The 11,629-nt window shown below is 46.3% G+C and carries 6 protein-coding genes; 3 read left to right on the forward strand and 3 right to left on the reverse strand.

Translation table 11 applies throughout. The features are described 5' to 3' along the window. Positions 1-170 precede the first annotated feature (170 nt). Complete coding sequence (gene arcA, locus B9J84_RS00695) at positions 171-887, forward strand: two-component system response regulator ArcA (protein WP_013856108.1); 717 nt, start codon at positions 171-173, stop codon at positions 885-887. A gap of 91 nt (positions 888-978) precedes the next feature. Here the strand turns inward: arcA and B9J84_RS00700 are convergent, their stop codons facing one another. From B9J84_RS00700 to B9J84_RS00710, 3 genes are all read right to left on the reverse strand, one after another. After that, the gene (locus B9J84_RS00700; protein WP_013856107.1) at positions 979-1,425 is read right to left on the reverse strand and encodes a hypothetical protein; all 447 of its coding nucleotides are present in this window, start codon (positions 1,423-1,425) and stop codon (positions 979-981) included. Positions 1,426-1,429: 4 nt separating this feature from the next. Next, a complete protein-coding gene (arcB, locus tag B9J84_RS00705) occupies positions 1,430-3,769 on the reverse strand; it encodes an aerobic respiration two-component sensor histidine kinase ArcB (protein ID WP_013856106.1) in 2,340 nt (779 codons plus the stop codon). Positions 3,770-3,868: 99 nt separating this feature from the next. Next, positions 3,869-4,804, reverse strand: coding sequence for a TIGR01212 family radical SAM protein (locus B9J84_RS00710; RefSeq protein WP_094123297.1), 936 nt, complete (start codon positions 4,802-4,804; stop codon positions 3,869-3,871). A gap of 538 nt (positions 4,805-5,342) precedes the next feature. Between B9J84_RS00710 and gltB the strand changes: the two genes are divergently transcribed. Together gltB and B9J84_RS00720 are read left to right on the forward strand one after the other, a co-directional pair. Beyond that, the gene (gene gltB / locus B9J84_RS00715) at positions 5,343-9,890 is read left to right on the forward strand and encodes a glutamate synthase large subunit (RefSeq protein WP_094123298.1); all 4,548 of its coding nucleotides are present in this window, start codon (positions 5,343-5,345) and stop codon (positions 9,888-9,890) included. Beyond that, positions 9,891-11,360: a glutamate synthase subunit beta gene (locus B9J84_RS00720; RefSeq protein WP_013856103.1), complete on the forward strand. Its 1,470-nt coding sequence runs from the start codon at positions 9,891-9,893 to the stop codon at positions 11,358-11,360. Positions 11,361-11,629: the final 269 nt, after the last annotated feature.

The following is an 11,629-nucleotide window of genomic DNA, read 5'->3' on the forward strand; positions in this document are numbered from 1 at the left end:
AGGGTATGGAGACCTCAATGCAAGATATGCCTAAGGACGGCGGGCAACTGAAGTAAGTGTTTTTTTCAAAACTTTAGTTTATTATCGGCAGCAGATTACCTGTATGTTGCAATTTTTTGCCTACAATTAATTCTATTAGCACAATTTTTTCACAAGTTTAGGTACCGCCAATGCAAACCCCGCAGATTCTTATCGTTGAAGATGAGCAAGTAACTCGTAACACTCTTAAGAGTATTTTTGAAGCAGAGGGATACGCTGTTTTTGAGGCCAGTAACGGTGAAGAGATGCACCATGTGCTGTCTGATAACCCCATTAACTTGGTCATTATGGACATCAATTTACCAGGTAAAAACGGCCTTCTGTTAGCTCGTGAGCTTCGTGAACAGGCTAATGTTGCACTGATGTTTTTGACTGGTCGTGATAATGAAGTTGATAAAATCCTCGGTTTAGAGATCGGGGCTGATGACTACATCACCAAACCATTTAACCCACGTGAACTGACGATTCGTGCTCGTAATCTTCTAGGTCGTTCAATGAATACCAATACGACTCAAGAAGAGAAACGCAGTGTGGAAAAATATGAGTTCAACGGTTGGGTATTGGATATCAATAGCCGCTCTTTAGTGAATCCGGATGGTGAAGGCTACAAGCTTCCTCGCTCAGAATTCCGCGCTTTACTGCACTTCTGTGAGAACCCAGGAAAAATCCAAACTCGCGCAGATTTGCTGAAAAAGATGACTGGCCGTGAATTGAAACCACACGACAGAACCGTAGATGTGACGATTCGTCGTATCCGTAAACACTTTGAATCAGTCTCAGGTACGCCAGAGATCATCGCCACAATTCATGGCGAAGGCTACCGCTTCTGTGGTGATCTAGAAGACTAAACGTCTACCCCCAGATAGTTAGAAGCCCTTTACCTCAGGTTAAAGGGCTTTTTTCATGGCTGACTACTGCGCGTGGAGCCGTTCTATAAATCTAATAGACTTTGTCGATGAAGACGCTCTTTTCGATAAGCCACTGCGCTGTTGTACCATCGCTCAATTGCAAAGCTACATTAACGGGCTTATCCACATTAAGCTGCATCGGCCATTCAAACACAACTTCCCATTGATCTTCACTTTGAGTCCGTAAATCTAACGATTCACTGCCCACCAGCCAATTTTTATCCCTTTGCTGGACCATCAACGCATCAATCGTTAAATTGGCAGGTAATATTGCCGACGAATCCAATCTTAATGTCCCATGCACAAGAGGTATTTCGCTCTCATTAGCTGTAGGCATTTGATTGATCCAAAGGTTACTTTTCAACCCAATGGTAATATTTGATATCACGGCACTGCTGTCCTGCAGCCAATTCACTTGCGGTGAACTACAGCCAGATAGTAGTGCCATGACTAATGAAGCCAACCCGATTTTTTTCATACCATTACCTTTGAGTTAACCATTGTTTCAAGACTTGAATATCGTGTTGATACCCATTTTTAATTTCATCTATCCAGTCACCAATATTTTCCCACCAAGCAGGTAGCTCTGGCGACTGTGCCTTTTGTGCAACGTTTTGGATGTGTTTCAAACCAATTGAACCCGCAGCACCCTTGATTTTGTGTGCTTCTGAAACAATGCCTGCTTGATCTTTTGCTACCATATTGGAGTCTAGCACTTCAACGTAACTGGGCATCATCTGCTCGAACATTTGGATACTTTCCAGCACAGGTTTCGGGCCAACAATATCGATATAAGACTCAAGCATTTCAAGATCGAGCAAATGCGTGTTCAACTCACTGTGTTCTTCTGAGGCAGCCTTAACCTTAGCGTCGGCAAGTTGAATCGCCTCACTATGGGTGAATTTTGCAATCACCTCTTGAATCGCCAGTACTGACAATGGTTTACTGATCGCGTCATCCATCCCTTTCTCTAGATATTCAGCTTTATTTTTCAATACGTTGGCGGTCAATGCGACTAATGGCGGAAGGTTATCATAAGTTTCTCGATAAAACGCAGCGACATCAAACCCGGTCATGTCTGGCAGTTGAATGTCGAGGAAAACCAGATCGTACTCTTGCGGCACAAATTTTTGTTTGGCTTCTTCACCTGTCATAGCGACGGTAACCGTGTGTCCTAAACTTTCTAGCAAAGAACGAGCAACTGTAATATTGAGCTCAATATCTTCAACCATAAAAATGGCTAAACTTTTTTGAGGAACGGGTAACGTTGGTTTGAATTGGGCATCTTGTGCCAAAGGCACACGAATTGAAACGGTGAAGGTGCTACCAAAGCCTTCTTCACTGCTCACAGAAATATCACCATCCATTAAGTTGATTAACTGGCGAGATACCGCTAAGCCAATCCCCGTGCCAACAGCGTGCAAATTGTCCTTACCCGATTTAACTTGGTAATACATGGCGAAAATTTTATCGAGTTCAGCCTCTGGTATACCAATGCCTGTGTCTTCAACTTCCATGGTAATGCGCGCAAACTTATCCTCAATGTCAGCGCAGACCGTCATGACGACGCCACCTTCTTTGGTAAATTTCATCGCATTGCTTATCAGGTTCCACAATACCTGACGCAGGCGCGTAGCATCCACTTCAATCGCAACAGGTAAATCACTGAGCCGTTCGAGATCAAACCTAAGCCCTTTTTGCTCTGCCATCAACGCCGAGATGCTTTCAATTTCAGCAACAAATTCTTCAAAATTCAACGGCGCTGGCAGTAGTTCTAGTTTCCGGCGGTCAAACTTATCCATATCAATGATATCGTTGAAGATATTACCTAACGTAATGGCACTGACATTAATGGTCTGCATGTACTTACGCTGTTCTGGGGTCATGGGACTATCGAGCAACATGCGGCTCAAACCAACGATACCGTTGAGTGGTGTGCGCAATTCGTGGCTGATGGTCGAAATAAAAGTGGTTTTATCCCGGCTCGCTTTTTCCAAAGACTCTTGATTGCGTTTACGTTCGGTAATGTCTCGCCCAAAGCCCACCAACCCTAAGTGGCGGCCATCTTTGCTATAAAAAGGGACTTTGCGCAGTTCAAAATAGTTTTTGCGACCATCAGGGTATTCAAGCCACTGCTCATAAGTGATGGCTTGATTGTCAGCAAACACTTTTTCGTCAGTTTCAACGATCTGTTGCGCGACTTCTTTGCTATAGACATCCCACGGAGTTAACCCAACCAACTGATGCTCACGCTTGCCCGTTAGCTCTTCCATCGCTCGGTTGCAGCCAGAAAAAACGCCGTTCGCATTACGGTAGTAAATCAGATCAGGAGAGGCATCGATAAAAGAGCGCAATAAGGCGGTTCTTTCTGCCAATTCAAGCTGCGTTTTTTCGCGTTGATAGACCTCATTTTCTAAATCGGCCATCGCCTCTTCACGCGCTTCCTCTGCCTTAATTCGCTCTTCAATTTCTTGGTTGAGTTTTTCGATATTTTGCTGAAGCTTATAATTGAGCTCTTGATCGCGTGAGCGCATGTCTTTGAGCTTAGAAACCAACTTCGAGAGGCGTTGACGTGACTCTTCTAACTGATCGACCACCACTGAAAGAAAATAGACCGCCCAAGGCGTGATCAATAAACCAAAAAAGACGGAACGAACGATGTCGATATCATCAACATAACCATTGAGCACCAACGTGATACCAACTTGCACCACCACTGCCAAGGCCACTAAAGCGAGCGCTAGAAGAATGGAGAAACGGAGAATGCCCAGTTTGACCAATAGGTCGACATAGTACTGGGCAAGGTTTTTCATGGGTTTCATTAAACACTTCCATGTAATAACAGTGCCACTAGTCTAACGCGTTTAACGTCGATTCGTCAGCCAAGTTAATCACAAGGATTTGCGAAATTGCTTGAATCTTTAGCTGTTTGGAAGCGTATAGACAAACGGTCGACTTAAGCGTGAGCCTTGCGCGCCACCTTGATTAAGTGCTCGACCTATTTCGGTCATCGCAAGCCAACGATTTTCACACCACAGTGGCGCAAGCAGGGTCGGCCGCCGGGCGGCTGACGAGACTCGGTGATAAATGATCTCAGGTGGCGTCATTTGAATCAATTCACTCGCAATGGAAACATACTCTTCTAACGTTGGCGCTTGTAATCTTCCTGCTCGCCACGCTTTGGCCATAGTACTGCCTTCAACAATATGCAACCCATGCAACTTGATGCCATCAGTGCCTACCGCTAAGACTTGCTTTAAGGTTTGAAGATTATCGGTACGCGTTTCTTTAGGTAGCCCCACAATGAGATGCGTGCATACTTTGATCCCCAAGGCTCGAGCGCGCTCAGTGATCAACGCATAACATTCAAAATCATGACCACGGTTGATCCGTTTGAGCGTTTGATTATTGGCGGTTTGCAAACCCAGTTCGAGCCAAATTTCAAAACCTTGTCGCACATAATCGGCCAATAAATCGAGCACAGCATCGGGTACACAATCAGGCCGAGTGCCAACGCATAACCCAACAATGTCAGCCGATTGAAGCGCTTGCTGATACATATTTTTCAACACCTGCACTTCCGCATAGGTACTGGTATAAGCTTGAAAATACGCGAGATATTTTTTGGCACGTTTGATTTCACCAGCGCGTTCTGTCAATTGCTGCTCAATACTTTGGGCTTGTGTTTCTTCATCAGCAAAAGAAGCGACATTACAGAAGGTGCAACCACCTCGCCCAATCGTGCCATCTCGATTCGGACAGCTAAAACCACCATGCAGGGTCAGCTTGTGAACTTTTTCGCCATAACGGCGCTGCAGATCTTGGCCGATCGTGTTAACCAGTTGATGTAATTGCATTGAAGAAATACCGCTTATAGATAGTAATGAATCTCAGTTAGATTTATGTAACTAAATTACATCCCTGCAAAATAAATTCACAAAGAGTAGCCGTATCAAACACTCTCCAACCTAACAAAAATCAATAAACATTCATAAAAACAGCGTTATTTGCTTAATGTTGCACCAATGTTAAACGGTACATGCATTTTTAACGAAAAAAATGGGCGACTAAAATGAGTTTTCGTTGGAATTCCTATAAACAAAATTGTAGGATACTTACACATCCGCCCTATTTTTTGTGATATTCCTTACATAAATAGTTGTGGAAAAATCGGTGATATTCGCACCCCTCCTATACAAACCACTAGCAAGTGGCATAAATAAATTGAATATCACTAAGGAATGTTTTTCTCGCCATATTTTTCCTGCGAGAGACGGAAAGGATTCGAACCCGCCAACACAGGCAGGTTTAGATTGATAACAATTAAAGGACAAGTCGCATCGCTAAGTATGCCTTAGCACACGTGCGTCTAAATTGAACTGGAAGGATGTATCTATGGTAGATAGAGAGCAGGATTCACGAGGTCTATATACTCCTGAATTGGAGCATGACGCTTGTGGTATCGGTTTTGTTGCCCACCTGAAAAACCGTAAGTCTCACCAAGTAGTGACTCAAGCTTTAGACATGCTTGCTCGTATGGAACACCGTGGTGGCCAAGGCTGTGACCCATGTTCTGGTGATGGCGCAGGTATCTTATTACAAAAACCCCATGAGTTTTTACTTGAAGAGACCGTTAAACTTGGCTTAAAACTGCCTTCGTTTGAAAAGTACGGCGTCGGCGTGGTGCTGTTTCCAAGAGATGAGCACAAACGCGCCCAGTGTCGTGATATTTTAGAACGCAACGCCAAGAGACTCGATTTAGAAGTACTGGGTTATCGCGTTTTGCCAACCGATAACTCCATGATTGGCGCAGACCCACTTAGCACTGAGCCTCAATTTGAGCACGTTTTCATCTCCGGTGGCCCAAGTACCACCCCCGCAGAATTAGAGCGTAAATTGTACGTTCTGCGTAATTACACCGTTCGCGTCTGCTTAGAAAGTGTGTCCAACATTGGTGATGATTTTTACATCAACTCCATGTCTTACAAAACCTTGGTGTATAAAGGTCAGCTCACCACAGAGCAAGTACCACAGTACTTCCTTGATCTACAAAATCCGACCATGGTGACCGCGCTGGCGCTGGTGCATTCTCGTTTTTCGACCAATACATTCCCTAAATGGCGCTTAGCTCAGCCTTTCCGTTACATTGCGCACAACGGCGAAATCAACACAGTTCGCGGCAATTTAAACTGGATGAAAGCGCGCGAAGCGATCCTCGAATCAGATTTGTTTACACAAGCTGAAATCGACATGCTGCTGCCAATTTGCCAAGAAGGCAGTTCAGATTCCGCCAACTTCGATATGGCATTAGAGTTACTGGTTCTGTCTGGCCGCAGCCTGCCACACGCCCTGATGATGATGATCCCTGAAGCGTGGCAAGAAAATAAAAATATGGATCCAACCCGCCGCGCATTTTACCAATACCATGCTAACGTCATGGAACCGTGGGATGGCCCAGCATCAGTATGTTTTACTGATGGTGTACAAGTTGGCGCAACACTGGACCGTAACGGCCTGCGCCCATCACGTTATACCGTGACTAAAGATGATTTTCTGATCATGGCTTCAGAATCTGGCGTGGTTGAAATTGCACCAGAGAACGTGGAATACCGCGGCCGTTTACAGCCCGGACGTATCTTTGTCGCTGATTTAGAGCAAGGACGCATCATTTCTGATGAGGAAGTGAAAGACAGCATTGCGAATGCTCAGCCCTACGCCAAATGGGTTGAAGAGAACCTCCTCAGCTTGAAAAAACTGCCTGAAGCGAGCAACCAGTACAGCCAACCTGCTCCTGAGCGTCTAATGTCCCGCCAACAGTCGTTTGGCGTCAGCTCAGAAGAGGTGAATGAAATCATTCTTCCTTTGGCAAAAACCGGTTATGAACCGCTTTCGGCCATGGGGGCAGACTGGCCTCTGGCAGTGCTTTCGCATCAATCACAGCATCTCTCCAACTACTTTAAGCAACTGTTTGCTCAGGTCACCAACCCACCGATCGACCCGATCCGTGAAAGAATGGTGATGTCGCTCAATACTTACCTCGGTAAAGATCAGAACTTACTGACAGAAACCCCTCTGCACTGCTTAAAAGTCGAATTGGAATCTCCGGTTCTTTCCAACTCTGAGCTTGAGAAACTGCGTGCTATTGATAACGAACATCTGCAAGCGAAAACCTTAGATATCGTATTTCAAGCCAGTGAAGATCAAGGCAAATTGGAACGCGCGCTGAAACGCATTTGCCAATATGCAGAAGATGCGGTTATCGATGGTTACTCGATTATTTTATTGACCGACCGCGCGGTAAACTCAAACCATGCGGCGATCCCTGCAATGCTGGCTGTCGGTGCGGTTCATCACCACCTGATCCGAAAAGGCTTACGAGCTAAATGTGACATAGTGGTAGAAACCGGCGACGCGCGTGAAACGCACCACTTTGCGACATTGATTGGCTATGGCGCAAATGCGGTTAACCCGTATTTAGTCATTGAAACCATTATCGATTTACAACGAGTTAAAAAACTCGACCCGACCATTGCAGCGAAAGATCTGTTTGACAATTACCGCAAAGGCATCAACGGCGGGCTACTGAAGATCTTCTCCAAAATGGGCATTTCCACACTGCAGTCTTACCACGGTGCGCAAATTTTTGAAGCGTTGGGCATCGGCAAATCAGTGGTAGATAAGTACTTCACTGGCACTGTATCGCGCATCCAAGGTTTGACCATTGATGACATCGCAAAAGAGGTGTTAGTTCGCCATCGCGTGGGCTACCCGACTCGCGAAGTTCCAGTGCAAGTGTTGGATGTGGGCGGCGTTTATCAGTGGAAACAGCGTGGCGAAAAACACCTGTTTAACCCAGAGACGATTTCGTTGCTGCAACAATCAACACGCAACAAAGATTATGTGCAGTTCAAGCAATACGCGAAAGCGGTAGATGACCAAGGCGACAACGCTGCCACGCTGCGTAGCCAGCTTGATTTTGTTAAAAATCCAGCCGGTTCGATTCCCATTGAGGAAGTGGAACCGATTGAACGTATTTTAAAACGCTTCGCAACCGGTGCCATGTCGTTTGGTTCAATCTCCTACGAAGCGCACTCAACGTTAGCCGTGGCGATGAACCGTATTGGCGCGAAATCCAACTCGGGTGAAGGCGGTGAAGATCCAGCACGCTTTGAACGCAAAGAAAATGGCGATTGGGAACGCTCTGCAATTAAACAGGTCGCTTCTGGTCGTTTTGGCGTGACCTCCTACTACCTCACCAATGCCGATGAACTACAGATCAAAATGGCTCAAGGCGCGAAACCAGGTGAAGGTGGGCAACTGCCGGGTGATAAAGTCGATGATTGGATCGGCGCGACACGCCACTCGACTCCGGGAGTCGGTCTTATTTCACCACCACCACATCACGATATCTATTCGATCGAAGATTTGGCGCAGCTGATCTTTGATTTGAAAAACGCGAACCGTACCGGCCGCGTCAACGTGAAATTAGTTTCCGAAGCCGGGGTTGGTACTATCGCCTCCGGTGTGGCTAAAGCCAAAGCGGATGTGGTATTAATTGCTGGCTATGATGGCGGCACGGGTGCATCACCGATGTCTTCGATTCGTCACACAGGCTTACCTTGGGAGCTCGGCCTTGCTGAAACGCACCAAACCTTGCTTAAAAATGGCCTGCGTAATCGCATTGTGGTGCAAAGTGACGGTCAGATGAAAACACCACGTGACCTTGCAATGGCGACATTGTTAGGCGCGGAAGAGTGGGGAATTGCCACCGCTGCGCTAGTGGTTGAAGGGTGTATCATGATGCGTAAGTGTCATAAAAACACCTGCCCAGTAGGGATTGCGACACAAAACAAAACCTTGCGTGAGCGCTTTGATGGCCGCGTAGACGATGTGGTCACCTTCTTCCAATACATGGCGCAAGGCTTACGTGAAATCATGGCAGAACTGGGTTTCCGTACTATCGATGAAATGGTTGGCCAATCGCATAAACTGAAAGTGCGTGACAACATCAACCACTGGAAATACAAAAACCTCGATTTGTCACCAGTGTTGTACATTCAAGAGCCTCGTGCAGAAGATGGTGTTTATTGCCAAACCAAACAAAATCATCATCTAGAAAACGTACTAGATCGTCAGCTAATTCAAATAGCCAACCCCGCGCTTGAAAAAGGCGAAGCGGTTAACGCAGTCTTCCCTATCGTCAACACTGACCGTAGCACGGGTACTATGCTGTCGAACGAAATATCGAAGGTATACAAAGACCAAGGTCTACCTCAGCCAATGAAAGTTAAATTCAACGGCTCCGCAGGACAATCATTCGGTGCATTCCTTGCTAAAGGTGTAACGTTTGAAGTAGAAGGTGATGCCAACGATTATTGGGGCAAAGGTTTATCTGGCGGTACGTTAGTACTCTACCCTGACACGCGCTCAACCATCATTGCGCAAGATAACATCGTGGTGGGTAACGTCTGTTTCTATGGCGCAACTTCTGGTGAATCCTATATTCGCGGCCTTGCTGGAGAACGTTTCTGCGTGCGTAACTCAGGAGCTAAAGTGGTCGTAGAAGGTATCGGCGATCACGGCTGTGAATACATGACAGGTGGAGTCGCAGTGATCCTCGGTTCGACAGGACGTAACTTTGCGGCTGGTATGAGCGGCGGTGTAGCCTACGTGTGGAATCGACATGGAGACTTCGAAACTAAGCTTAACGCTGAATTGGTTGATCTCGACCCACTGCAACAAGAAGATACCGATCTGCTACGTGAGATGCTCAACAAGCATGTTCAGTTCACAGGAAGTGAAGTGGCTCAGTTATTCCTTGATAATTTTGAAGCAAACCTTACCCAAATGGTAAAAGTGATGCCGCGTGACTACAAAGCGGTTCTTCAAAAACGCAAGGCTGCAGCTGCGCAAGTACAAACGGAAGAAGTGGAGGCCGTATAAATGGGTAAGCCTACTGGATTTTTAGAACATGGCCGCGAGCTGCCAAAAAAGCTCGATCCAACGGTTCGCATTCAAAACAACCAAGAGTTTGTCCTCAATGAAGAGTTTGGTAGCAAAATTAATACTCAAGCGTCTCGTTGCATGGACTGCGGAGTACCGTTTTGCCATAACGGTTGCCCTATCGGTAACATTATTCCTGAATTTAACGATGCCGTTTATCGTGATAGTTGGGAAGAAGCTTGGAAGATCTTAAGCTCAACCAATAACTTCCCCGAGTTTACGGGTCGCGTGTGCCCTGCTCCTTGTGAAAGTTCGTGCGTACTCGGGATCAACCAAGATCCCATTACCATCTGTAATATCGAAAAAACCATCGTGGAAACGGCTTATCGCGAAGGCTATGCCAAAGCGAAAAAGCCGCGTTCTCGTACTGGAAAAACCATCGCCATCATTGGCTCTGGCCCAGCAGGCTTGGCCGCAGCTGAGCAGCTGAACAGCGCGGGTCACTCAGTTACTGTGTTTGAACGTGATGAAAAAGTCGGCGGCCTGCTGCGTTTTGGCATTCCGGATTTCAAACTGGGTATGGACGTTATTGATCGCAAAATCAATTTGATGGCAGAAGCGGGCGTCAAGTTTGAAGTAAACGCACATATCGGTGTTGATATCAACGCACAACAACTGCGCCAAGAGTTTGATGTCATCTTGCTTACTGGTGGCTCTACCGTGCCTCGTAACCTGCCGATTCCGGGGCGCGAGTTAAAAGGGGTTCATTTTGCGATGGAGTTTCTGGCACAAAATAACCGCCGCGCGAATAACATGGATCTTAAAACTGATGAGATCCACGCTAAGGGCAAACATGTGGTGGTAATTGGTGGTGGTGATACTGGTTCTGACTGTGTCGGAACCTCAAACCGACACGGCGCCGCAAGCATCACGCAAGTTGAAATCATGCCGATCCCGGCCAATAAACGCCCAGCCAACATGCCTTGGCCGCAATATCCAATGATTTTGCGCACCTCAACCTCCCACGAAGAGGGCTGCGAACGTCATTGGAATATTCTGACCAAAGAGTTCCTCGGCAACGAGCAAGGTCAAGTCACGGGGCTACGTGTTGCTGATATCGTTTGGCAAGATGCAAAACCGGGTGAGCGCCCGAACTTTGATGAAGTCGCGGGCAGTGAACGTATTATTGCGTGTGATATGGCTTTCCTTGCTATGGGCTTTTTACATCCAGAACCACATGGTGTACTTGCTCAGCTTGATATCAAGTTAGATGAGCGTGGCAATGTGGCAACACAAGGTTTTGCGACCAACCAAAAAGGTGTTTTCGCTGCAGGTGATATGCGTACAGGACAATCGTTAGTCGTACGTTGTATCAATGAAGGGCGCGAGTGCGCACGCGAGATCGACGCTTACTTGATGGGCAACACCAACTTAGAAGCGAAAGCCGACTCATTGATGCTTTCAGCCTAGTGCCTCGCGCTCTTTTCGCTGGTTCAAGGTGATCCAGAGCGCTAAGCAGCGATGATTCCTTCCAACGTTCTACTTTTTGGCCAGCATTTAATGCTGGCCTTTTTTATGGCTAATTCTTATTCCATGAGATTACCCACGTTAACAAACTGTAACAACAAAAATTCTATCTCATTGAATATATTATATTAATCTAGATGATTAGGTGGTAAATCCCATTGCAACATGATTTTTCACCAACAACTTGACCTTTTGCACCATAAGCTATAGGT

It is taken from the genome of Vibrio sp. V03_P4A6T147, assembly GCF_002241085.1.
Taxonomy (GTDB): domain Bacteria; phylum Pseudomonadota; class Gammaproteobacteria; order Enterobacterales; family Vibrionaceae; genus Vibrio; species Vibrio anguillarum.

Coding starts and splice junctions, on each gene's coding strand:
- arcB (WP_013856106.1), bottom strand. CDS start 3,769: ATGAAACCCATGAAAAACCTTGCCCAGTACTATGTCGACCTATTGGTC.
- gltB (WP_094123298.1), top strand. CDS start 5,343: ATGGTAGATAGAGAGCAGGATTCACGAGGTCTATATACTCCTGAATTG.
- B9J84_RS00700 (WP_013856107.1), bottom strand. CDS start 1,425: ATGAAAAAAATCGGGTTGGCTTCATTAGTCATGGCACTACTATCTGGC.
- arcA (WP_013856108.1), top strand. CDS start 171: ATGCAAACCCCGCAGATTCTTATCGTTGAAGATGAGCAAGTAACTCGT.
- B9J84_RS00720 (WP_013856103.1), top strand. CDS start 9,891: ATGGGTAAGCCTACTGGATTTTTAGAACATGGCCGCGAGCTGCCAAAA.
- B9J84_RS00710 (WP_094123297.1), bottom strand. CDS start 4,804: ATGCAATTACATCAACTGGTTAACACGATCGGCCAAGATCTGCAGCGC.